This is a genomic window from Pseudomonas sp. W2Jun17 (assembly GCF_023127795.1).
GTDB classification, from domain to species: domain Bacteria; phylum Pseudomonadota; class Gammaproteobacteria; order Pseudomonadales; family Pseudomonadaceae; genus Aquipseudomonas; species Aquipseudomonas synxantha_A.
This window is the reverse complement of sequence record NZ_SPKO01000028.1, coordinates 1-19,370: the sequence shown is the minus strand read 5'-3', so window position 1 is coordinate 19,370 and position 19,370 is coordinate 1. Positions and strand designations below refer to the sequence as shown.

The following is a 19,370-nucleotide window of genomic DNA, read 5'->3' as shown; positions in this document are numbered from 1 at the left end:
AGTGGTTGGCGCAGCCGTCGAGGTATTTCTGCCAGGCCCAGTCGTACTTGAAAGGCACGAGTTGGTTGAGGTCGGCGCGGCAGTTGATCATGCGCTTTTCGTCGACGGCGACGCGGGCGGCGGAGCCTTCCAGCTCAGCGAGGCCTTCGGCGACGTCGAGTTTGTCCAGGGCGGCCTTGGCGCGGATGATCGCGGCGGAGTCGTTGGCGGTCACGTTGCGCGCCTCCAGGGCAGCAGCGGCGCCGGCACCGTCGAGGCGGTCCATGTTGGCTTCGCTTGCATGGCCGGCGTTGGCGCCTTTGATCACCGCTGCACCGGTGTCTTCGTTGTCGACTTCATCCCAACTCAGCATTGAAATACTCCCTTCTGATCCGTTCTGACGGTGTTCAACCCGTCCAAAAAATGTGCGATTTGCAGGCTACCAGGCATTGAAATACTGCGCTGAGTGTGGTCGGGGAATACCGATTCTGCACACTATGTAGTGGTCTGTTCTGTTTGTGGGCACACTATATGGTGTGTAACAAGGTTGGTCAACGCACAAGATATGCGGTCATACGTCGCTGTCGAGAGTGCGGCGCCGGGCAGATGGGCGCCGAAGGACATTCCCCTCATATATCATTATGGAATGGATAAATAGTTATTTATTCCTTTTAATGTTTTCTCGTGAGGCGCATTTTGGGGGCCTGCGCATTCGTGCGGATTGACCCAACAGCCAAAAGGAAAGCCGACATGACCATCAAAGCGATCAACGTGCGCAACCAGTTCAAAGGCGTAATCAAGGAAATTCTGCTGGGGGAAGTCGTGTCGGAAATCGACGTGCAGACGGCGTCCGGCATTGTTACTTCGGTGATTACCACGCGCTCGGTACGTGACCTGGAATTGAAGGTGGGCAGCGAAGTGATTGCCTTTGTGAAGTCGACGGAAGTGTCCATCGCCAAGTTGTGAATGGATAACGTGGGTGGGGATTGCTTACCCCTCCCACGAATGTTTCGCTGGGCAAGTCAGCGCTGGCGCAAGGCACGTTCCATGCGCTGTATACCTTCCTCGAGCATCGCCCGTGGGCAACCGAAGTTCAGGCGCACGAACTGTTGGCTGTCATCGCCAAATTCAATCCCGGCACTCAGGCCGACCCTGGCCTGTTCCAGAAAGAACCGTTGCGGGTCTTCCAGGCCCAATGCGCTGCAATCGAGCCACGCCAGGAAGGTACCTTGTGGTGCGTGCATCACTACACCGGGCAGGCGGGTCTTTAGCGCATCGAGCAGGTAATCACGGTTGGCCTGCAGGTACTGCAACAGCGCAGCGAGCCAGTCGCCGCATTGGCTGTAGGCCGCGCGAGTGGCTTCCAGGCCCAGGGGGCTGACGCTGTCGACCATGCCGCAGCGCGCGTTATTGAAGCGCTCGCGCAGCTCGGCGTTTTGCACCACGGCGAAGCAGGTCTTCAAGCCGGCCACGTTATACGCCTTGCTCGCCGACATCAGGGTGATAGTGCGCTGGGCAATCTCGGGGCTGAGGCTGGCAGTGGGGATATGCCGGCGACCATCGAAGCACAGCTCGGCATGAATCTCGTCGCTGATGATCAGCGCGCCGCTGTCAAGGCAGGCGTCGGCCACGGCCTGCAGTTCTTCGCGGGGGAATACTTTGCCGATGGGATTGTGCGGGTTACTCAGCAGCAGCGCACCGGCACCGCTCAATGCCTGGCGCATCGCAGGCATTGGCGTGACGTATGCGCCGTTGATCAACTCGAACGGCATTTCGATGCGCGGCAGGTTCCAGTTGCCGGGTGCCAGGCGAATCGGCCGGTAGTTGGGGGTTTGCAGCACTACCGCTTGGCCGGGTTTGACGAAGGCGTGCAAGGCCATGTTGAAACCAGGCTCGACGCCAGGCAGAAATAGCAGTTCTTCAGGTTGTACGCGCCAGGCGTACTTGGCCCACAGGTCCGCGATGATGGCCTCGCGCACATCCGGGCCGGCCATGCTGTAGCCAAGAATCTGTTGGTCGAGGCGCGTGTGCAGGGCTTGCAATACAGCGGGCGGCGCGGCGATGTCCATATCGGCGATCCACATCGGCAGAACGTCTTGCGGGTAGCGGCTCCACTTGGTACTGCCGGTACCGTGGCGTGGGTGGAGCGTGTCGAAATCAAAGCTCATGAAAAAGGCTCGTATCAAAGCGGCGGCGAAAAAGTGGCGCTGATTCTAGCGCCATTGACGGTACAAATGTGGGAGGGAGCTAGCCCCCTCCCACATTCGGTTTATTCGCTGTTTCGTTACGCGTCCGTTCCATGACCGACAAGTTCTGTAATAAAAACGCCATTGCACTGGGGATTAGATTTGGGAGCGGCTATTTTGGCGCATCTCAATAAATAGAGTAGCCATGGATGAAATACCAACCTTTGCACCGCACTTTGATCGCCACTGCGCTCGTGTTGACAGTCAGCGGTGTTCACGCCGCTTCCCAGGCCCCGGTAGCCGGTGAAAATGGCATGGTGGTGACGGCCCAGCACCTGGCCACACATGTCGGCGTGGATGTGCTCAAGGCCGGCGGCAATGCAGTGGATGCAGCCGTTGCCGTGGGCTACGCGCTGGCGGTGGTGTACCCGGCGGCGGGTAACCTCGGTGGCGGCGGTTTCATGACCGTGCAACTGGCGGACGGACGCAAGACCTTCCTCGACTTCCGCGAAAAGGCCCCGTTGGCGGCTACCGCCGACATGTATCTGGACAAGGCCGGCAACGTGGTCGAGGGCCTCAGCGCCAAAGGCCATTTGGCGGTCGGCGTACCGGGTACCGTTTCCGGCATGGAACTGGCCCTGAGCAAATACGGCACTCTCAAGCGTGCCCAAGTGATTGCCCCGGCGATCAAACTGGCGGAAAACGGCTTTGAGCTGGAGCAGGGCGATATCGACCTGTTGCACACCGCCACTGGCGAATTCGAGAAAGATCAGGATTTGCGCGGGATCTTCCTGCACAACGGCCAACCGATGCAGGTGGGCCAGAAATTGGTGCAAAAAGACCTGGCCAGGACCCTCAAGGAAATCTCCGCCAAGGGCACCGACGGTTTCTATAAAGGTTGGGTGGCCAAGGCCTTGGTGGATTCCAGCCAGGCCGGCAAGGGCATCATCACCCAGGCCGACCTCGACAAGTACAAGACCCGCGAACTGGCGCCCATCGAGTGCGATTACCGTGGTTATCATGTGGTCTCGGCGCCGCCACCCAGTTCGGGCGGCGTGGTGATCTGCCAGATCATGAACATCCTCGAAGGCTACCCGATGGCCGACCTCGGTTATCACTCGGCCCAGGGCCTGCACTACCAGATCGAAGCGATGCGCCATGCCTACGTGGACCGCAACAGCTACCTCGGCGATCCGGATTTCGTGAAGAACCCGATCGAGCATCTGCTGGACAAGAACTACGCCACCAAGCTGCGCGCCGCCATCGAGCCGCAAAAGGCCGGTGATTCCCAGGCGATCAAGCCAGGTGTGTCACCCCACGAAGGCAACAACACCACTCACTATTCGATCGTCGACAAATGGGGCAACGCGGTCTCGGTGACCTACACCCTCAACGATTGGTTTGGTGCCGGGGTGATGGCGAGCAAGACCGGGGTGATCCTCAACGATGAAATGGACGACTTCACCGTCAAGGTCGGCGTGCCGAACATGTACGGGCTGGTGCAGGGCGAGGCCAACGCTATTGCACCGGGCAAGGCGCCGCTCTCGTCGATGAGCCCGACCATCGTCACCAAGGACGGCAAGGCGGTCATGGTGGTCGGCACGCCAGGTGGCAGCCGCATCATCACCGCCACCTTGCTGACCATCCTGAATGTGATCGACTACAAGATGAATATCCAGGAAGCGGTCGACGCACCACGCTTCCATCAGCAATGGATGCCCGAGACCACTAACCTTGAGACCTTTGCGGTCAGCCCGGATACCCAGAAGATCCTCGAAAGCTGGGGCCATAAGTTTGCAGGCCCGCAAGATGCCAACCACTTGGCGGCGATCCTGGTAGGCGCGCCTTCCCTGGGTGGCAAGCCAGTGGGTAACAATCGTTTCTATGGGGCGAACGATCCGCGGCGCAATACGGGCTTGTCGTTGGGTTACTAAAGCCTGGTACGGTAAAAAATGTGGGAGCGGGCTTGCCCGCGAAAGCGGTGGGTCAGTCTATGCATGTGCTAGCTGATACATAGCATTCGCGGGCAAGCCCGCTCCCACAGGGGAAGTGTGTCAGCGCTTGAGCAACTGCTCTACTGCGGAAAATGCCGCTTGGCGACGCTGCTCCCAATCCCCACGAATCACCACCACCGGCTGTTGATGCTCTTGCATCCACTCCAGGCTGGCCTGGAAAAACGCCCGGCGATCGGCCAGTTCCGGCTGGCAGCGCTGGCCATCGGCGCTCCATTCCACGTCCTCGGGGGAGAGCAGCAGGTGCAGGTCGTACTGCCGGGCCAGCAGTTCGTCATCAAGCCAACCGGGGTAATCGCCAAACAGGGTCTGGCTCCATAGCCTGTTGGTCAGCAAATGAGTGTCGAGGATCAACAGCGCAGGGTGCCGGGCGCGGGCGCTGTCTTCCCAGGCTAATTGGCCATGGGCGATGGCGGGGATATCCGCCAGGGTCGTGTCACGCTGATGGTGATCGATGAAATGCCGCACGTATTCACCCACCATCAAACCGCCGAAGTGCGCGTTCAGTTGCGCCGCCAACCAGCTTTTGCCGCTGGATTCCGGGCCTGCCAGTACCACCACCTTCATGAGTGCAACGCCGGGTCGGCGCGCCATTCGCGCCAGCCTTGTACGGCAATCACGGTAAACAGTGCATAGAGCGCGGCTGTGAGGTAGAGGCCTTTGTAGAGGAACAACCCGACAAAAATCACGTCAACGACAATCCACAGCGCCCAGCACTGCACGCGTTTTTGCGCCATCCACATCTGCGCCACCAGGCTGAAACCGGTGAGGGCGGCGTCGAGCCAGGGCTGGGCGGCGTCGGTCCAGTGGGCCATGGCGGCGCCGAGCAACAGGCTGCCGACGGCGCCTACGGCCAGGCTGGTCAGGATCGCAGGCGCTCGCAGGCTGGTGACCTGACGGCCCTGTTTGACTTCGCCGGCACGGGTCCATTGCCACCAGCCATACACCTGCAACGCGGCGTAGACCACTTGCAGCAGCATGTCGGAGTAGAGCTTGACCTCGAAAAACACCCAGGTGTAGAGCAGCACCATCACCAGGCCGATGGGCCAGCACCAAGGGTTTTGTTTGACCGTCAGCCAGACAGCGATCACCCCCAGGGCGGCGGCGAACAGTTCAAGCCCGGACATGGCGGATCCTTGGGAAGTGGGAGAGGGCGGTGATTGTACCCAGAGCTCACCGATCCTCAAAACACAGCAATACAAATGTGGGAGGGGGCTCGCCACCATGCCCCGTGTAGGAGCGAGCTTGCTCGCGAAAAACGTCAACGGTAACGCGTGTTTCCTGAGTAAACGCGGCGCCTCTGGGCTTTTCGCGAGCAAGCTCGCTCCTACATAAGGCTAAGCAAGCCCCCTCCCACAATTTACCCGGCGCTAGATTCGGAACTGACGCAACAGCCCATCAAGCTGTTCACTCAAGCCCCGCAACTGCGCACTCGCCACGCTGGATTGTTCCGCCGCCAGCGCCGTGCTGTGGGACAGCCCGGCCGCCTGGGTGACGTTCTGGTTGATGTCTTCCACCACATGGGCTTGTTGCAGGGTGGCGCTGGCAATCGAAGCATTCAACCCGTTGAGGTTGTGCAGCGCCTGGCCGATGGCGGTGAGGCTGGCTCCGGCCTGACCGGCCTGTTCGATGGTCAGTTGCGAGGCACTGTGGCTGTCGCTGATGACCTTGACCGCCGCTTCCGAGTGGCCTTGCAGGCGCTCGATCATCACCTGGATTTCGGCGGTGGATTTTTGCGTGCGCTGGGCCAGCAAGCGCACTTCATCGGCGACCACCGCAAAGCCACGGCCTTGCTCCCCGGCGCGGGCAGCTTCGATGGCGGCGTTGAGGGCGAGCAAGTTGGTCTGATCGGCAATGGAGCGGATCACTTCCAGTACTCCGCCGATCTGCGTGCTTTCGCTGGAGAGCGTGCGGATCACCTCCACAGCCTGGTTGATGGTGGAGGAGAGCTGATCGATCTGCTGCAAGCTGCCGTCAATATTCACTTGGCCCTGTTGCGCCTGGGCCTGGGCATCGCGCATTTCGCTGGCCGCGTGCTCGGCATTCTTGGCCACGTCCTGCACGCCGTAAGTGACTTCGTTGATGGCGGTGGCCACCAGTTCCATCTGCTGCGACTGCTGCTGGCTGCGGTCGTGGGCCTGGCTGGCGTTGTGGCCCAACTCGGTGGATGACTGGCCCAAAGCGTTCGCGCATACCTGCAATTGGCCGACCACCTGGCGCAACTTGGCGGTGAAGCCATTGAAGTGGCGGGCCAGCTGGGTAAGCTCGTCGCTGCCATGGGTGTCCAGGCTGCGGGTCAGGTCGCTTTCACCGCTGGCAATATTGCCCATGGCATTCACCGCCGCCTGCAACGGCTGCACGATACTGCGGGCGATCAGCGCCACCAGCACGGCCATCATCAGCGCAATGCCCAGGCCGATTGCCGAGGCTTTCCATACCTGGGTCTTGAACTCGGCCTGCACATCATCGACGTACACGCCGGAGCCGATAATCCAGCCCCAGGGTTCGAACAGCTGGATATAGGAGGTTTTCTCCACCGGTGCGTCGGCGCCCGGTTTCGGCCAGCGATAGTTGACGATCCCGGCGCCCTTGGCCTTGGCCAGGATCACGAACTCATTGAACACGGCGAAACCATCCGGGTCACGAATCGCCGAGAGGTTCTGGCCATCGAGCTTGGGGTTGGCCGCGTGCATGATCATCACGGGGGTGAGGTCGTTGATCCAGAAGTAGTCATCGTGGTCGTAGCGCAGGCCACGCACCGCGCTCAGGGCTTGCTGCTGCGCGGCGTCGCGGGTCAGTACCCCGGTTTTTTCCAGGTTCTGGTAATACCCGAGTACGCCACTGGCGGTCTGCACCACGTGCTGGGTCTGCTGGCGCTTGGCCTGGTAGAGGTCGCCGTGGATCTGGTTCAGCATCAGCAGCCCCAAGGCCAGCAGCATCAACACGGCGACTATCAGGATCAGCCAAAGGCGGCGGCTGATCGACATGCTGCGCAAACTGTTCATCGTCCTGTCACTCCATGCTCTTTATAATTGTGGTGCTGCTTCGAGATTTCCGGCGTGTCTGATAGGCTTTCGGCCCGGAATCGAAAAACCTGAGTACTGCCTGATTTTTCACGGAATTTTTGCAGACCGGCGTTGAGAATCAACCGCGGGCGTTTGAGTGCGCTCGTCGTCAGTGAACTTTAAAAAAGACTAAGAGGCATGCCACGCGCATGACCTTTGGAGAGAGCATGGATTTTTGGACCGCCATACAGGCATTGATTCTCGGCATCGTCGAGGGGCTGACGGAGTTCCTGCCGATCTCCAGCACCGGGCACCAGATCATCGTCGCCGACCTGATCAATTTCGGCGGCGAGCGTTTCGAAGCTTTCAATATCATCATCCAGCTGGGCGCGATCCTGGCGGTGGTCTGGGAGTTTCGCCGCAAGATCCTCGATGTGGTCATCGGCCTGCCGACCCAGCCCAAGGCCCGGCGTTTCACCGTCAACCTGATCATCGCCGTATTGCCGGCGGTGGTATTGGGGGTGATTTTTGCCGACCTGATCAAGCATTACCTGTTCAACCCGATCACCGTCGCCAGTGCCCTGGTGGTCGGTGGGGTGATCATGTTGTGGGCCGAACAGCGCCAACATGCGGTGCGCGCTGAAACGGTGGATGACATTACCTGGAAAGACGCCCTCAAGGTCGGCCTGGCCCAGTGCCTGGCAATGATTCCGGGCACTTCGCGCTCCGGTGCGACGATTATCGGCGGCCTGTTGTTCGGCCTGTCGCGCAAGACGGCCACCGAGTTTTCGTTCTTCCTGGCCATGCCGACCATGGTCGGGGCGGCGGTGTACTCGGGCTACAAGTACCGCGACCTGTTCCAGCCGGCGGACTTCCCGGTATTCGCCATAGGTTTTGTCACCTCGTTCATTTTCGCCATGATCGCGGTCAAAGGCTTGCTCAAGTTCATCGCCAGCCACAGCTACGCGGTCTTTGCCTGGTACCGGATTGCCTTCGGCCTGGTCATCCTGGCGACCTGGCAATTCGGCTGGATCGACTGGACTGCGGTCAAGCCATGAGCATCCAGCATCCACGCCTGAAGGCGCTGATCTTTGTGTTGTTATGCGCCGCGCCACTGTTGGGTTCAGCGGTGCTGTGGTATCGCGGCGAGACGGTGATCCCGCTGGCGGCGTATGGCGTGGTCAGTGTGGTGGCGTTCTTCCTGTACTGGAGCGACAAGCGCAAGGCGCAGACCGAGGGCCGGCGCATCCCGGAAAACATTCTGCACGCTGTCGAGCTGGCAGGCGGTTGGCCGGGTGCGCTGATTGCCCAGCAGGTGTTCAGGCACAAGACGCGCAAGGTGTCTTACCAGGTGCTGTTCTGGGTGATCGTGCTGCTGCATCAGGTGTTTTGGCTGGACCAGCTGTTCCTGGGCGGTACGCTGCTTTCAATCCTCTAGCAACAAACCGACCTGCGTGCGCTTGGGCAGTTTGCTCACCACCAGTTGGTGGGAGCGCTGCAACAAGCCACGCAGCTCATCGGTGCCCAGCGGGTAGGGCGTATTCATGATGATCCACTGCGCCCGCGCCAGATACGGTGCGGGGTGGATACCGGGGCGGTCGACATGGCCCAGGAACAGTTCCTTGTCGACCTTGAACGCCAGCGACTCGCCGCGCAGGTTCTGCAGGGCGAACATCTTGTTGCCGGCAATCGAGAACACCCGCACACCGCCCCACTTATAATCTTCCCGCGCACCGGGCAGGGTCAGGCAGAACGCGGCCACTTGTGCTTCAGTCATGCTCATAACAATCGATCTCCACAGCCTTTGAAGCCTTCTTCCAAATAGTCGATCCACGCGCGGATCGCCGGCAGCACGCCGCGCCGATGCGGGTATACGGCTTGCAACCAGCCGCCCGGCAATGACCATTGCGGCAGCAATTGCACCAGGCGGCCGCTGGCCAGTTCCTCTTCGCAATACATCATCGGCAGCACCGTAAAGCCCAGGCCCATGATGGCGCTGGCCTTGCGCACGATGAAGTCATCGATGCCCAGGCGGGCCTCCATCACCAGATCGTGAAGGTTGCCCTGGGGGTCGATAATCCGCTGGTGCACCATGCGGTCGGCTTCCAGTGCGCCGAGTATGGGCAGTTGCTTGAGGTCTTCAAGGGCGAGGACCTGCCGCTCGCGCATCAATGCCGGGCTGGCGACCAGCACTGTCTGGGCCTGGCGCAGGCGCTTGGTCACCAGCAGCGGGTCTTCATCACCCAGTTCGCGCACACGCAGGGCCACATCAATGCCTTCGGCGACCAGGTCAACACGGCGATTGACCAAGGTCATGTCCAATTGCACCAACGGGTGCGCGGCCAGAAAGCCTGCCACCAATTCCGGCAGGATCTGCTGGGCCAGACCCACCGGGCACGTGACCCGCAGGCGTCCACGCGGCTCGCTGGACATGCTCGCCACGGCCTCATCGGCCATCTCCGCTTCCAGCAACATCGCCTGGCAATGGCGCAAGTAACGCTCGCCCACGGCAGTCAGGGTCAGTTGTCGGGTAGTGCGTTGCAGCAGGCGCGCTCCCAGGCGCTCTTCAAGCTCGGCAATGCGCCGTGACAGCCTGGACTTGGGAATCCCCAGCAGCCGGCCCGCCGCGGCGAAACCGCCGGCTTCGACGACTTTGGCGAAATAGTAGAGATCGTTGAGGTCTTGCATGGTCGGCCTATTGTCCTGTCAGTAGGACAAACTATCGCATTTCAGGTGGCTTATCGACTATTGGTTTCATGCGTAGCATCACCACCATCTGATCGCCACTGTCGATCCCACCTCGGAGATCCACCATGAAACTATTGCATATCGATTCCAGCATCCTCGGCGACAACTCGGCTTCCCGCCAACTCAGTGCCGGTGTGGTCAAGGCATGGCAAGCGGCTGAACCGGGTGTGCAAGTGACTTACCGTGACCTGGCCAGCGAAGGCATCAACCACTTCTCCGGCGCTACCCTGGGTGCACTGGGCACTGCGGCCGAACTGCGCGATGCCGCGCAAAAGCACGAGGCCGAACTGAGTGCATCATCGCTGGCTGAATTCCTCGCCGCCGATGCCATAGTGGTAGGCGCGCCGATGTACAACTTCACTATTCCTACCCAGTTGAAAGCCTGGATTGATCGCATCGCGGTTGCCGGCCAGACCTTCCGCTACACCGAAGCCGGCCCTGAAGGCCTGTGCGGTAACAAGAAGGTGATTATCGTGTCCACGGCCGGTGGCTTGCACGCGGATCAGGCATCTGGCGCTGCCCATGAAGGCTACTTGAAACTGCTGTTCGGTTTCCTCGGCATCACCAATATTGAAATCGTCCGCGCTGAAGGGCTGGCCTACGGTGATGAAGCGCGCAGCAAAGCATTGAACGACGCCAACGTGCGGATCAACCAGCAGTTGTTCGCCGCCGCGTAAGGCTTGTGTAAATTAAGCCGTTGCCCGGTTTCATTCTGAAGCCGGGCGCCTAAACTCTGTATTCTGATCGCCTGAACGCGAGCGGAGTACGGAGTTTTTTCGTTTGTGGCCCAGGTTATGCAGAGGTTATGCAGATAGGGATCCGATACCTGGACTTTTATTCGACATGCCGGTTCTTACGCAGCAAAGGTGGACATCCCCATGATGCGTCTTAGTGCTGTTCTGGTTCTTTCGCTGCTTAGCGGCCTGCTTTCAGTGCACGCTGCACCGGCACCGCACCCGCATTGGAGTGTGGGGTTTCATCGCATGAGCGTGCTCGACCCGCTGGATTCGCAGCCGATGAAGGCCATTGCGTTTTACCCTTCCACTGACACCGAACGCACCACGCCACTGGGCGCCTATCAGGTCGCGGCCGGTGAAGACGCCAAGGTTGCCATCGGCCGTTTTCCCATGCTGATGCTGTCCCATGGCAATACCGGCACGCCCCTGGCCTTGCATGATCTGGCCACGTCACTGGCGCGCAAGGGATTTGTGGTGGTGGCGGTCCTGCACCCCGGCGACAACTATAAGGACCACAGCCGCCTGGGCACTGTGAGTAATCTGTATGGCCGGCCGATCCAGATCTCCCAGGCGATCACCGCGACCCTGGCTGATCCCATGCTGTCGCCCTTTGTCGATGTCGATCAGATTGGCGTGATCGGTTATTCCGCCGGTGGCGAAACCGCGCTGATCCTGGCGGGCGCCAAGCCGGATTTCGAGCGCCTGCGCCGTTACTGCCAGCAGCGCCCCGAGGACCGTGATGCCTGCACCACCAAGGGCGAGTTGGTGGTCGACCGCGACGACTTGCAGCCCCAGGCTGACCCACGCATCCATGCCTTGATGCTGATGGCGCCACTGAGCCTGATGTTCGGCCGCCACACTCTGGCCGATGTGCACGTGCCGGTGTTGCTCTACAGTGGCGACGGCGACCAGTTGGTGGCGGTGGACAAAAACGCTGCCGCCCTGGCGCGTAAGCTCCCAGAGCCACCGGACTTCAAGCTGTTGGCCGGGGCAGGGCACTTTGTATTCATGGCCCCATGCGACAGCGATCAACTGGCGTCAATGCCGGGCATCTGCACCGATGCCGATGGCGTCGACCGCGAAGGTATTCACCGCGATATGGTCTCTGAAGCCGGGCGCTTTTTCAGCCGGACCCTCGGTGAGGCGACGCGTGCCGGCCTGCAGACGGCTGATCAGTAGGCGCGGCGCCTGAGCAGTACGGTCAGGGCGAGTGCGCTGACCGACAGCAACGCGGCACAGAAGAAGATCCAGCCGTAGCCGAGGTTCAACGCCACGGCGCCCATCAACGGCCCGGCAATCGCCAGCGCCAGGTCGAAAAACACCGCATAGGCACTCAGCCCCGCACCTCGGCTGCTGTCCGGCACTTGCTTGATGGCTTCCACCCCCAGCGCCGGGTACACCAGCGACAGGCCAAAGCCGGTCAACCCGGCACCGATCAAGGCGACGCCGGTGGACGGCGCCAGCCACAGCAGCGTCAGGCCCAGGATTTCGATGCTCATGCAGGCGATGGCGGCGGTAAACCCACCAAACCGGCTGATGGCAGAAATGAACATCAGGCGCGAGAGAATAAAACACGCGCCAAATACCGTCAGGCAATACGCCGCGCCGCTCCAGCCACGATTGAGGTAGTACAGGGTAATGAAGGTCGTCAGCGTGCCGTAGCCAATCGACGCCAGGCACAGGCTGGTGCCGAACGGTGCGATTCGCCCGAACACTGCCCAGAACGGCAGCCGCTCACCGCGCACCACCGGCACCGACGGTTTATTGCGGATCAGCACCAGCCCCAGCCCCGCCAACACCGACAGGGCAACTCCCAGGCTGGTATAGCCATATTCCGCCACCATCACCACGCCGACCGGCGCACCAACGGCAATGGCGCCGTAGGAGGCAATGCCATTCCAGGAGATCGAGCGGGCCGTGTGTTCAGTCCCCACCGCGCCCATGCACCAACTGATGGTGCCCACGCCAATCAGGCCCTGGGCCAAGCCCAGCAACAGGCGGCCGACGATCAGAATGCCCAGGCTCAAGGCTGGCAGGCTGTCCACCAGGGTGGCGATAAAGGTCAGCACGCCGCTGATCAGGATGCCGGCCAGGCCCAGCACGATCGCACGCTTGGTGCCGACGTTATCCGACATCCGTCCGGCCATCGGGCGGCTGAGCAACGTGGCCAGGTATTGCGAACCGATGGTGACCCCGGCGACAACTGCGCTGAAACCCAGTTGTTCGTGCACATAGCCTGGAATCACCGCAATCGGCAGGCCGATGCAGATAAAGGCTATGAAGGTGTAGAAGACGATGGAGACGATCTGCAGGGTGATCGACAGGGAGGAGGGGGCGGCAGGCATGGGTACTCGATCGCTGGCGGGCGGTGCGGCCATGATGCCACTGCTCTAACCAATGTGGGAGGGGGCTTGCTCCCGATCGCAGAGTGTCAGCCAACAGATCTATTGACTGAAACACTGCTATCGGGAGCAAGCCCCCTCCCACATTTGGATCTGACTGCCCTGGAAGCTGAGGGCGTTCTTAGAACACCACACCCTGGCTACGCAGGTAGTCGTCATAGGTGCCGCTGAAGTCGATCACGCCGCTTGGGCTCAACTCGATGATGCGGGTGGCCAAAGACGATACGAACTCGCGGTCGTGGCTGACGAAGATCAGCGTGCCCGGGTAGTTTTCCAGTGCCAGGTTCAGCGCCTCGATGGATTCCATGTCCAAGTGGTTGGTCGGTTCGTCCATGATCAGCACGTTCGGCTTTTGCAGGATCAGCTTGCCGAACAACATGCGGCCTTGCTCACCACCGGAGATCACTTTGACCGACTTCTGGATTTCGTCGTTGGAGAACAACATGCGGCCCAGAGTGCCACGGATCATTTGTTCGCCTTGGGTCCACTGGCCCATCCAGTCGAACAGGCTCACGTCGTCTTCGAAGTCGTGGGCGTGGTCCTGGGCGTAGTAGCCCAGTTCGGCGGCGTCGGTCCACTTGATGCTGCCGGCATCCGGGGTCAGTTCGTTGACCAGGGTGCGCAGCAGGGTGGTCTTGCCGATACCGTTGGGGCCGATGATTGCCACGCGCTCGCCAGCTTCAACCTGGAAGCTGAAGTCCTTGAACAGCGGCTTGCCGTCAAAGCCTTTGGCCATCTTTTCGACCATGACCGCCTGGCGGTGCAGCTTTTTGTTCTGCTCGAAACGGATGAACGGGCTCACACGACTCGACGGCTTGACTTCGGCCAGTTGGATCTTGTCGATCGCCTTGGCACGGGACGTGGCCTGCTTGGCTTTGGAGGCGTTGGCCGAGAAGCGGCTGACGAAGGATTGCAGTTCGGAGATCTGCGCTTTCTTCTTGGCGTTGTCCGACAGCAACTGCTCGCGGGACTGGGTCGCCACGGTCATGTACTCGTCATAGTTGCCCGGGAACAGGCGCAGCTCGCCGTAGTCCAGGTCAGCCATGTGGGTGCACACGCTGTTCAGGAAGTGACGGTCGTGAGAGATGATGATCATCAGGCTGGAGCGCTGGGTGAGGATGTTTTCCAGCCAGCGGATGGTATTGATGTCCAGGTGGTTGGTCGGTTCGTCGAGCAACAGCACTTCAGGGTCCGAGAACAGCGCCTGAGCCAGCAATACACGCAGTTTCCAGCCTGGAGACACTTCGCTCATCGGGCCGAAATGCTGCTCCAGGGGAATCCCCAGGCCCAGCAACAACTCACCGGCGCGGGATTCGGCGGTGTAGCCGTCCATTTCGGCGAACTCGGTTTCCAGCTCGGCCACGGCCATGCCGTCTTCTTCGCTCATTTCCGGCAGCGAGTAGATACGGTCGCGCTCGGCCTTGACCTTCCACAGCTCCTCGTGGCCCATGATCACGGTGTCGAGCACGGTGAATTCTTCGTAGGCGAACTGGTCCTGGCGCAGTTTACCCAGGCGCACATTCGGCTCCAGCATGACCTGGCCGCCGGACGGGTCGAGGTCGCCACCGAGGATTTTCATGAAGGTCGACTTGCCGCAACCGTTGGCCCCGATCAAACCATAGCGGTTGCCGGCGCCGAACTTGACCGAGACGTTCTCGAAGAGCGGCTTGGCGCCGAACTGCATGGTGATGTTAGCTGTGGAGATCAATTACTTTACCTATCAATGGGTTGCGAGCGTGACGGCAGGTGCCTTCAGGCATGCGTCAACAGCGACATCAAGGCGCGAAACCCGGTCGCTGAGCGGAAAATTTGGGATGTGTGTTGGAATTTGGCGCGCATTGTCGCATATGTGAGGCGACAGTTGTATGGCAGTCGACGACGATGTTCCGCGCCTTGCGTGATTCGAAGCGCTGAAACCAAAGCTCGGGCCGGCGGGCAGGTATTCATTTTTTAGGTAACGATTGACAGTCCTTTCCCGTCCATCACCAATCTGTCCCGGCCATGGGCACTGAGGCCACATCAAAAGTCATCTGAAAAGGGGCAATGGGTATGGGGGTTTTCGATTACAAGAGCATGACGGGCCAGAAGGCCAAGGCGCTGCTGAACGACGCTTTGGCCTTGTCCGATTACGCTTATGACGCCAGCGGCCAACCGCTGACCGCTGGCGGCTGGGCGCCTATCGGTGCGCAAGCACTGGGGGTGACGCAGAAAGTCGACGAGTACGGCACCTTTTGGGGCGAGACGGTATTGGCTCCCTCCGCCAACGTCAAGATTGTGGTGCAGTACGATGGCGTGGGTAAGCTGATCGCCATGGGGGTTGCCTTTCGTGGGACGTCCTTTGGCTTGTCCTGGGATGGATTGGGCGACGTCGCCAGCGATCTGGCTGCTGCCGCCGTTCCCGGATACGCCGCCAATTATGCTCAGTTCGCGTTCAGTGGCTTATTGGAGCACGTCGCCAGCTACGCCAGGAGCCAGGGCTTGACCGGCAAGGATATCCTGGTCACCGGCCATAGCCTCGGCGCACTCGGGGCCAACAGCTTGGCGACCTTGAGCCATGATCATTGGGGCGGTTTCTTCGAGGATGCCAACTACGTCACCTTTGCCTCACCCACACAACGTTCGGGTGACACTCGGATCTTGAACATCGGCTATGAGAATGACCTGGTGTTCAAGGCCATTGATGGCGAAGGCATCAATACGTCGGCACTGCGCTGGGGTAACGATAGCGTTTGGGATTCGGCGGCCAATAACCTGGTCAGCTTTACCGATAACTACGCCTCAGCCTGGGCGCATTTACCCAATGCCCTCAACTGGGGAGTCGGCAAGGCTCACTCCCTGGACGGTTACATCCAAGGCATGAAGCGTATCGCGTCCTCGGATTTCTACGACCTGACCAGCAAAGACTCGACTATCGTACTCTCCAGCCTCAGCGAGGCCACGCGTGAAACCACCTGGGTGCAAGACCTGAACCGCTACGCCGAAAAACACACCGGCAATACCTTTATATTCGGTACGGAGGGCAACGACCTGCTCAAGGGCGGAGCGGGCAATGACTTCCTGGAAGGTGGCGCAGGTGATGATCGTTTCCGCGATGACGGCGGCTACAACATCCTGCTGGGGGGGCAGGGCAATAACGTCTTCGAACTGCAAAAGCCACTGGGCGCCTTCAGCTTTGCCAATGACGGCGATGGCACGTTGTATGTCAACGACGCCTATGGCGGTATCAGTATGACCCGGGATATCGGCGCATTGGTCAGCAAAGAAACGGCCTATATACCCTGGACTTCAATCCCTTGGGGCTCCAATGACATCACCTATAAGGTGACCGGCGATGGCCTGCTGGCCGGTAACGACCTGACGCACTACGCGGCCTCCACCAACGGCGATGCGCATGACAATGTCCTCACCGCTCATGCCGCGGGTGATTGGCTGTTCGGCTTGGGTGGCGACGATCACCTGATCGGAGGCCCGGGTAATGACGTATTTGTCGGCGGCACCGGCAATGACCTGATGGTTGCAGGCGGTGGCAGTAATACCTTCCTGTTCGACGGCATCTTCGGCAACGACCGGATCCAGGGTTACCAGGCCAGCGATAAGCTGGTGTTCATGGGTATGGCTGGCCTGGGCCAGGATTACGATTACCGCTCTTATGCCTCGACGTTCGAGGACAACACCGTGCTGGCCTTTGGTGACAACTCGGTGATGTTAATGGGCGTGAACATGACTCAGTTGAATGGCGCAGGCATCTTTATTTCCTGAACGCAGGCCGGGCAGAGCACCTTGGATGACTGGGGTGTTCTGCTTCAGCCCATTACCGGCACCTGCAGGCTGGGTTTTGCCAGGGTTTCCGGCATCGCCAGCCACAACAGCAGCAACGCCACGCCCGCCACGCCCGCCAAGGTCAGAAAGGCTGCGTTATAGCCGGCCTGTTGCACCACGAAGCCGGCCAGGCTGCTGCTTAGCGCCGCGCCGAGGCCGAACACAGTGGAAAGGGCACCCAGACTTACATTGAAACGCCCGGTGCCTTGGGTCAGGTCTTTGACGATGACCGGGAACAACGCGCCGAAAATCCCCGCGCCGATACCGTCAAGCATCTGCACCGCCACCAGCCAATACGGATCGCTGGACAGGGTATACAGCACGCCACGCAGCGGCAGTATCAGAAAGCCGGCCAGCAACAGCGGCTTGCGCCCCCAGATATCTGCCTTGAGCCCGACCAGCCAGGCGATCGGGACCATGACCAACTGTGCAGCGACAATGCAGGCTGAGGTCAGGGGCGTGGCCATCTGCAGGTTGATCTGCGCCAGCTTCTGGCTGACCAGTGGCAGCATCGCGGCATTGGCCAGGTGAAACAGCGCGCAGCAGACGGCGAACAGCAGCAACGGGCGGTTAGCCAGCAAGACGGTCAGGCCCGAAGGCTGCTCATGGTCGCTGTGATGGGCGGGATCGAAGCCACGGGCCACCTCATGATCAATCGCCTTGCCAGAAACACAGCTGACCGCAATGACACTGGCGACTGCCATAAACGCCATCAGGTAAAACACCACCACAGGCCCATACAGATACGCCAGGCCCCCGGCCAGCAGTGCGGCCACGGCGTTGCCGGCGTGGTTGAAGGTTTCGTTGCGCCCGGTACGCCGAGTGAAAGCACGGGGGCCGGTAATACCAAGGGAGATGGCAGAAATGGCCGGGGCGAATACCGATGCGGCAACGGCGCTGGCGGCCTGGGTCAGCGCCACCCAGCCAAATGAACTGACGAAGGGCAGTATCAGGCAACTGCCGGTGACCAGCAGCGCGGCAATCGCGATGACTGCACGCTTGCTGCGGGTTCGGTCGATCAGCGCACCCGCCGGGCCCTGGGTGATCAAGGCGGCGATACCGGCCAGGGTCATGACTACGCCGATACTGGCCGGGTCCCATTTATGGACCGCCAGCAGGTAGATCGCCAGGTACGGCCCGAGACCGTCGCGAACATCCGCGAGGAAGAAGTTCAGGCTGTCCAGGGAAAGGGCGGTACGCAGATCTGAATGATGGGCCACGGGGCGAACTTCAAGAGCGGCGTTCAAGGGCTGAACACGCGATGGCTTAATGACCGGTAGGCTTGGCCATAAGTTTCGCTGGGGCTGCGGGTTTTATCTGGCAGATATTTGGCTTATGTTCCTAAGCCCGCTGTATTGACTTTCTGGAGACGCAATGGACATGCCCTCAGCGCAAGAGGCGATTGCCAGCAATAAAAACGCCTGGGACGAATCGGCCCGGTTGCACAAAGACACGGCGACCTGGACGAAGCTACTGGCCTCGCTGGCCGAACCTGACTTTTCCTGCCTTGACCCCACTATCACCGCGTTGCTGCATGAGATAGGTGTGGTGGGCAAGGACGTGGTGCAATTGTGCTGCAACAACGGACGCGAAAGCCTTTCGTTGTATGGCTTGGGGGCCCGTTCGGTGGTGGGGGTTGATCAATCCCGGGCGTTTCTTGAACAGGCGCGGGAATTGGCCGAGGTCTCGCCACACAGCCCTGATTTCATTGAGACCGATATCCACCATTTGCCGGAGCGTTTGCAGGCACGGTTCGATATTGCCCTGGTGACCATTGGCGTGCTGGGTTGGATGCCGGATGTGGCGTTGTTCATGCGCCAGGTTGCCAGTGTGCTGAAGCCCGGCGGTACGTTGGTCATGTACGAAACCCATCCCTTTCTTGAGGTGTTTGACCCCTGTGGGGCCAACCCGATGCTGCCTGCCAGTTCTTACTTCCAGCGTGAACCCTTTGTGCTGCAGGAGGCAATTGTCTATGAAGGGAAGGACGAGCGGCCCGGGCCGACCTCCTATTGGTATGTACATACCCTGGGCAGTGTGGTCAGCGCGGCTATCGCAGCGCAGTTGCAGATCGCTCATTTGCAGGAATACCCGCATTCCAACCGGGAAGAACTCTACGATCAATATGAGCATCAGGCTGCGCAACTGCCCCTGTGCTTTACCATGACAGCGATCAGGCGTGATGGCTGATAAAGGTTTGCGCACGCAAAAAAAAGGCCCGCGAGGAGAGGGCGGGCCAAGTGATTCACTGGAGTAGGTAGGCCTGACCTTATAGGTCGAAAAGTGAAGGCCTTGTGAAAATGCCGTGATCAAATCGGATAATCACGTCTAATGCCGATCAGTGTAGGAGCGAGCAAGCTCGCTCCTATGCATGGACTCTTTCTGGCCGATACTGCTCAGGGTCTTGCCATGCAGGTCACCGCCCAGGCCCACCTGCCATCCGCCTGCGCGCAGCGAGTTGGCTTCGGCCAGCAGATTGCGCGTA

The 19,370-nt window shown here is 60.3% G+C and carries 17 protein-coding genes and 2 pseudogenes; 8 read left to right on the top strand and 11 right to left on the bottom strand.

The window, feature by feature from the left end; all coding sequences use genetic code 11:
- A pseudogene (locus E4O98_RS17125) lies at positions 1-352 on the bottom strand (ribonucleotide-diphosphate reductase subunit beta); the annotation flags it as partial.
- 377 nt (positions 353-729) lie between these two features.
- Here E4O98_RS17125 and E4O98_RS17120 point away from each other — a divergent pair.
- Positions 730-945 (top strand): TOBE domain-containing protein, encoded by a 216-nt coding sequence (locus E4O98_RS17120; RefSeq protein WP_003173733.1) that lies wholly within the window; start codon positions 730-732, stop codon positions 943-945.
- A 56-nt stretch (positions 946-1,001) separates the two neighbouring features.
- Here the strand turns inward: E4O98_RS17120 and E4O98_RS17115 are convergent, their stop codons facing one another.
- Positions 1,002-2,147, bottom strand: a complete 1,146-nt coding sequence (locus tag E4O98_RS17115; protein WP_032875678.1) for a PatB family C-S lyase — start codon at positions 2,145-2,147, stop codon at positions 1,002-1,004.
- A 227-nt stretch (positions 2,148-2,374) separates the two neighbouring features.
- On the opposite strand from E4O98_RS17115, the gene ggt reads away from it, so the two are divergent.
- A complete protein-coding gene (gene ggt / locus E4O98_RS17110; RefSeq protein ID WP_032875675.1) occupies positions 2,375-4,099 on the top strand; it encodes a gamma-glutamyltransferase in 1,725 nt (574 codons plus the stop codon).
- Positions 4,100-4,219: 120 nt separating this feature from the next.
- Here the strand turns inward: ggt and E4O98_RS17105 are convergent, their stop codons facing one another.
- The 3 genes from E4O98_RS17105 to E4O98_RS17095 all read right to left on the bottom strand — a co-directional run bounded on the left by E4O98_RS17105 (position 4,220) and on the right by E4O98_RS17095 (position 7,182).
- A complete protein-coding gene (locus E4O98_RS17105) occupies positions 4,220-4,744 on the bottom strand; it encodes an AAA family ATPase (RefSeq protein ID WP_032875672.1) in 525 nt (174 codons plus the stop codon).
- Complete coding sequence (gene pnuC / locus E4O98_RS17100) at positions 4,741-5,304, bottom strand: nicotinamide riboside transporter PnuC (protein WP_148854540.1); 564 nt, start codon at positions 5,302-5,304, stop codon at positions 4,741-4,743. The genes E4O98_RS17105 and pnuC overlap by 4 nt, the downstream gene beginning before the upstream one ends.
- 243 nt (positions 5,305-5,547) lie before the next feature.
- Positions 5,548-7,182, bottom strand: a complete 1,635-nt coding sequence (locus E4O98_RS17095; RefSeq protein ID WP_248135759.1) for a methyl-accepting chemotaxis protein — start codon at positions 7,180-7,182, stop codon at positions 5,548-5,550.
- 227 nt (positions 7,183-7,409) lie between these two features.
- Between E4O98_RS17095 and E4O98_RS17090 the strand changes: the two genes are divergently transcribed.
- Positions 7,410-8,240, top strand: a complete 831-nt coding sequence (locus tag E4O98_RS17090; RefSeq protein WP_005788518.1) for an undecaprenyl-diphosphate phosphatase — start codon at positions 7,410-7,412, stop codon at positions 8,238-8,240.
- Entirely contained in the window at positions 8,237-8,620 is a 384-nt protein-coding gene (locus tag E4O98_RS17085; RefSeq protein WP_103734265.1) for a DUF1294 domain-containing protein, read from the top strand. The genes E4O98_RS17090 and E4O98_RS17085 overlap by 4 nt, the downstream gene beginning before the upstream one ends.
- On the opposite strand, the gene E4O98_RS17080 is transcribed toward E4O98_RS17085, so the two are convergent.
- Entirely contained in the window at positions 8,609-8,965 is a 357-nt protein-coding gene (locus tag E4O98_RS17080; RefSeq protein WP_248135758.1) for an MmcQ/YjbR family DNA-binding protein, read from the bottom strand. The two genes, E4O98_RS17085 and E4O98_RS17080, sit on opposite strands and share 12 nt — an antisense overlap.
- On the bottom strand, positions 8,962-9,870 hold the full coding sequence (locus tag E4O98_RS17075; RefSeq protein WP_032875659.1) for a LysR substrate-binding domain-containing protein: 909 nt from the start codon (positions 9,868-9,870) through the stop codon (positions 8,962-8,964). Before E4O98_RS17075 ends, E4O98_RS17080 begins: the two co-directional genes overlap by 4 nt.
- 125 nt (positions 9,871-9,995) lie before the next feature.
- On the opposite strand from E4O98_RS17075, the gene E4O98_RS17070 reads away from it, so the two are divergent.
- Together E4O98_RS17070 and E4O98_RS17065 are read left to right on the top strand one after the other, a co-directional pair.
- The gene (locus E4O98_RS17070) at positions 9,996-10,607 is read left to right on the top strand and encodes an FMN-dependent NADH-azoreductase (RefSeq protein ID WP_005788514.1); all 612 of its coding nucleotides are present in this window, start codon (positions 9,996-9,998) and stop codon (positions 10,605-10,607) included.
- A gap of 201 nt (positions 10,608-10,808) precedes the next feature.
- Positions 10,809-11,846 (top strand): dienelactone hydrolase, encoded by a 1,038-nt coding sequence (locus E4O98_RS17065; RefSeq protein ID WP_248135757.1) that lies wholly within the window; start codon positions 10,809-10,811, stop codon positions 11,844-11,846.
- On the opposite strand, the gene E4O98_RS17060 is transcribed toward E4O98_RS17065, so the two are convergent.
- On the bottom strand, positions 11,840-13,012 hold the full coding sequence (locus tag E4O98_RS17060; RefSeq protein ID WP_248135756.1) for an MFS transporter: 1,173 nt from the start codon (positions 13,010-13,012) through the stop codon (positions 11,840-11,842). The two genes, E4O98_RS17065 and E4O98_RS17060, sit on opposite strands and share 7 nt — an antisense overlap.
- A 178-nt stretch (positions 13,013-13,190) precedes the next feature.
- Positions 13,191-14,777, bottom strand: a complete 1,587-nt coding sequence (locus tag E4O98_RS17055; RefSeq protein WP_003191057.1) for an ABC-F family ATPase — start codon at positions 14,775-14,777, stop codon at positions 13,191-13,193.
- Positions 14,778-15,118: 341 nt separating this feature from the next.
- Between E4O98_RS17055 and E4O98_RS17050 the strand changes: the two genes are divergently transcribed.
- Positions 15,119-16,828, top strand: a complete 1,710-nt coding sequence (locus E4O98_RS17050) for a polyurethanase (RefSeq protein ID WP_248135755.1) — start codon at positions 15,119-15,121, stop codon at positions 16,826-16,828.
- A gap of 44 nt (positions 16,829-16,872) precedes the next feature.
- Here the strand turns inward: E4O98_RS17050 and E4O98_RS17045 are convergent, their stop codons facing one another.
- Positions 16,873-18,108 (bottom strand): MFS transporter, encoded by a 1,236-nt coding sequence (locus tag E4O98_RS17045; protein WP_005788510.1) that lies wholly within the window; start codon positions 18,106-18,108, stop codon positions 16,873-16,875.
- 154 nt (positions 18,109-18,262) lie between these two features.
- On the opposite strand from E4O98_RS17045, the gene E4O98_RS17040 reads away from it, so the two are divergent.
- Positions 18,263-19,075 carry a class I SAM-dependent methyltransferase gene (locus E4O98_RS17040; protein ID WP_248135754.1) on the top strand — a complete coding sequence of 271 codons (813 nt, stop codon included), beginning with the start codon at positions 18,263-18,265 and terminating at the stop codon, positions 19,073-19,075.
- A 195-nt stretch (positions 19,076-19,270) separates the two neighbouring features.
- Here the strand turns inward: E4O98_RS17040 and E4O98_RS17035 are convergent.
- Positions 19,271-19,370, bottom strand: a pseudogene (locus E4O98_RS17035) (D-2-hydroxyacid dehydrogenase family protein); the annotation flags it as partial.